Annotated in this window: 3 protein-coding genes; 1 reads left to right on the top strand and 2 read right to left on the bottom strand. The window is 47.8% G+C overall.

The features are described 5' to 3' along the window. The first annotated feature begins 173 nt into the window (after positions 1-173). Positions 174-875 (top strand): 6-phosphogluconolactonase, encoded by a 702-nt coding sequence (gene pgl, locus JCM15548_RS20135; protein ID WP_062128978.1) that lies wholly within the window; start codon positions 174-176, stop codon positions 873-875. Here pgl and JCM15548_RS20130 read toward each other — a convergent pair whose 3' ends face one another. Next, positions 876-1,673, bottom strand: a complete 798-nt coding sequence (locus tag JCM15548_RS20130) for a hypothetical protein (RefSeq protein WP_157483028.1) — start codon at positions 1,671-1,673, stop codon at positions 876-878. A gap of 128 nt (positions 1,674-1,801) precedes the next feature. Further along, positions 1,802-3,187 (bottom strand): [FeFe] hydrogenase H-cluster radical SAM maturase HydG, encoded by a 1,386-nt coding sequence (hydG, locus tag JCM15548_RS20125; protein ID WP_062128975.1) that lies wholly within the window; start codon positions 3,185-3,187, stop codon positions 1,802-1,804. Between the last annotated feature and the right edge of the window lie 272 nt (positions 3,188-3,459).

The raw sequence follows: 3,459 nt of genomic DNA, 5'->3' as shown, positions 1-3,459 counted from the left end.
CGGAGCGAAGCGGGAGTTTTAACGAAGTGGAATACCGAGTATCGGTACCGCGAAGCGGGATATTAGGTCGAGAGGCCATTAGGCCGTTAGGTTGAGAGGGTTGATGGGGTGGATGGGGTTGATGGGGGATTAGGTCATTAGGTTGCCAGGGGCAACGAAAAAAATTAAAGGATATGGAGATTAAAACATTTAAGGATAAAGCGGCACTGGCAGCGGATTTTGGAGAGAGGCTGCTAAAAATCAGTCAGGAAAAGGAGGAGATTTTCATTGCCTTATCGGGGGGCAGTACGCCCAAGGTGATTTTCGAATTTCTGGCATCTGAGTATAAAGAGAAAATAGCGTGGGACAAACTACGGTTTTTCTGGGGAGATGAGCGTTGTGTGGCGCCCGACCATACCGACAGCAACTATAAAATGACCCGGGACTACCTCTTTAGCCAACTGCCCATTGCGGAGGAGCATATTTATCGGGTAAAAGGGGAACTACCGCCGGATGCAGCTGCGCTGGAATACGAAAAGATCATTGACGAGGTGCTTCCTCAAAAGAATAACCTGCCGGCATTTGACCTGATGATTCTGGGCATGGGAGATGACGGACATACGGCTTCCATTTTTCCGCATCAAATTCACCTTTGGGAATCACCCCTACTCTGTGAAGTAGCTACCCATCCGGACTCTGGCCAAAAAAGAGTCAGTCTGACCGGCAAGGTCATCAACAATTCGGAGCAGATTCTGTTTTTGGTCACCGGCAGCAACAAAGCACAGAAGGTGACGGAAATAGTTAATCAAACGGGTAACTACCAGTCTTATCCGGCCGCGCTGGTCGACAAAAAGGCCTTGTGGATGCTGGATGAAGCGGCTGGCCGACTGCTCTGATCAGAACAGTTTGATTTTCATCCCCAGCCGGATAAAATCAAAGGGAATCTCCTGAAAATATTGATAGTGCACATAGCCCACAAAGGGACAAAACCTGAGGTTCCCTCTGCGGGCCACCTCTGCATCAAAATCCAGGGCATATTCCTGGCGATACCTGCCAACACTGGTTTTCTGGCTCCATCGGTATTGACCCTGCAGAGCTGCCCTGTTTTGCAGAAAACCTAAGTCGAAACCCAGTGATTGCACAAAATAGGTTTTTGAGGGCGAAATAAAATGACTGAAACCTAAGCCGTATTCAAGCTTAAAACTTTGGATGGGCAGGCGCAACATTAACACCTGCCAATCGACAGAATGCAAGCGACCGGTTACGTCGCTCATGTTGATATAACGTAAATCACTGGCAAAAATTCCGTAATTGCCCCGAATAGCCGGACTGGCTAAAAAAGTATTGCTCTGGTAATCAAAGCCGCCCACCGCAGATATTTGCAAGGAAACCAATTCGGGTCGAAGGTCTCTGTGTTGCAGAACGGCCTGCTGACCGTTCCAAAAACCCTTATAAATACCATAACCGGCATAACCGATGCCATAGACAAGGCCCTCTATCAGCATAACAGCCAGATAAGAACTTTCAGAATCCGATTCCGAAGCGGATGCATCCGATGAATAGGCATGGTATCCATCAAGGGAAGAGGAAGACCGTTTGTCTTCCGAAACTTTTTCACGAACACGACGGGTTTGTGAGAGGGCTGAATGAAAAGTTAAAACAGCCATTAGGCTAAACAGGGTAAATTTCTTCATGGGGCTAAAGTGTTTCTCAGCCTCTTTTTTCAAGAAATATGCCAAAGTCTGAAAATCCAATTATTTTTTTTGAAAACTATTCTTGATGGAATTCCATTTTCCACCTGGCCGGACAGCTTAAACAACTCCTAAAAATAAAGATCCCGTTCTCCGGCCTTTACCCGTTCCAGGCGCTCAAGCAGCTTATTTTTAAAGGTTTCGTCGGTGTAATTTTCTATGTTTTTTTCAATCAAATCATATCCCTTTACTTTACTCTCCGGCGTGGCGTAGTCCTCAAGATATTCCGCCAAGGTCAGCATGGCGTTGGGTTGACAAAAACGCTTGATAAAGCCGGGCACTGAAAATTCCATAAAATGCTCACCGGTGCGGTTCAAGCGATAACAAGCCGTGCAGAAGGAGGGGATGTAATCCTTCTTGATTAATTCAGAAATGACTTCCTCCAGTGATCGGTTATCATTGATCTGAAACTGTTCCGAATCCAAATTTTGGGCAACCCCCTTTTTACTGTAACCCCCCAATTCAATATTGGTGCCCCCGTCAATTTGGGACACCCCAAATTGTAAGACTTCATCACGTATGTGGGCCGGTTCCCGGGCGGTTAATATCATGCCGGTATAAGGCACCGCCAATCTTAAAATAGCTACCAGTCGGGTAAAATCAGCATCGCTGACCTCGTATTGCTTATTAAAAGCATAGCCCGAAGCGGTTTTTATGCGGGGAAATGAAATGGTATGGGGGCCGACATTATAGACCGCCTCAAAGTGATTGACGTGACGCAACAGGCCCATGACCTCAAATCGCCAGTCGTAAAGCCCCATCAAAGCCCCTATCCCCACATCGTCGATACCCGCCTCCTGCGCCCTGTCGAGGGCGGTCAGGCGCCAGTTATAATCACGCTTTTGTCCCGACAAGTGCACGTCCAGATAGGCGGATGGATGGTAGGTCTCCTGAAAAACCTGATAGGTCCCAATGCCAGACGCTTTAACCACCTTAAAACCCTCAATATTCAATGGTGCAGCGTTGATATTGACCCGGCGAATTTCCCCATGGTCTTTTTTAACGCTGTAAACGGTGCGGACCGTTTCGGCAATGAATTCCGGGGAATAGCGCGGATGCTCTCCAAAGGTCAGTATCAGTCTTTTGTGCCCGGCTTCCTCCAGGGCAGTGACTTGCTCAACAATCTGGTCATGATCCAGGGTAATACGTTCCTGCTTTTTATTGTCGGTTCTGAACCCACAATAGGAACAGTTATTGGTACAAAGGTTGCCGATGTAAAGCGGTGCAAAAAGAACAATGCGCTGTCCGTAAACCCTTTCCTTCAAAACCCTGGCGCCCGCTTTAATCTCGTCAATTAACTCCGGATCATCCGCATTGATCAAGACCGCTGTCTCGGCCAGACTCAAGCGGTGCTTATCCAAAGACCGTGCAATCACCTCCCGCACCCGCTCCTTAGACGGACCTTCATTCTCCTTTAAAATCCCCCACAACTCCTCCGCATCAATAAACGGCTGCATGGCTCATCTTTTATTTTGTAAACCTGCGGATGATAAAACATAGACATATCACTTCGACTTAAAATTTCACAACCTAATCCCCCTCCTGCCCCTATCCACCCTTCCTACCCCATCAACCCTTTCTACCCTTCCTACCCTCTCAACCTAATGGCCGCTTGATCCCGCCTTGCGGGACTCCGCTTCGCTACGCCTCTTGACCTAATGACCTAATAACCCCTTTCTACCCTATCTACCCTCTCTACCCTCTCTACCCTATCTACCCTTTCTACCCT

Source organism: Geofilum rubicundum JCM 15548 (assembly GCF_000974365.1).
GTDB classification, from domain to species: Bacteria; Bacteroidota; Bacteroidia; order Bacteroidales; family Marinilabiliaceae; genus Geofilum; species Geofilum rubicundum.
The sequence above is the reverse complement of the archived record's forward strand: the minus strand, read 5'-3'. Positions and strand labels throughout refer to the sequence as shown.

Excerpts from the sequence above, each read along its gene's own strand:
- JCM15548_RS20130 (WP_157483028.1), bottom strand. The coding sequence starts at position 1,673 with ATGAAGAAATTTACCCTGTTTAGCCTAATGGCTGTTTTAACTTTTCAT.
- pgl (WP_062128978.1), top strand. The coding sequence starts at position 174 with ATGGAGATTAAAACATTTAAGGATAAAGCGGCACTGGCAGCGGATTTT.
- hydG (WP_062128975.1), bottom strand. The coding sequence starts at position 3,187 with ATGCAGCCGTTTATTGATGCGGAGGAGTTGTGGGGGATTTTAAAGGAG.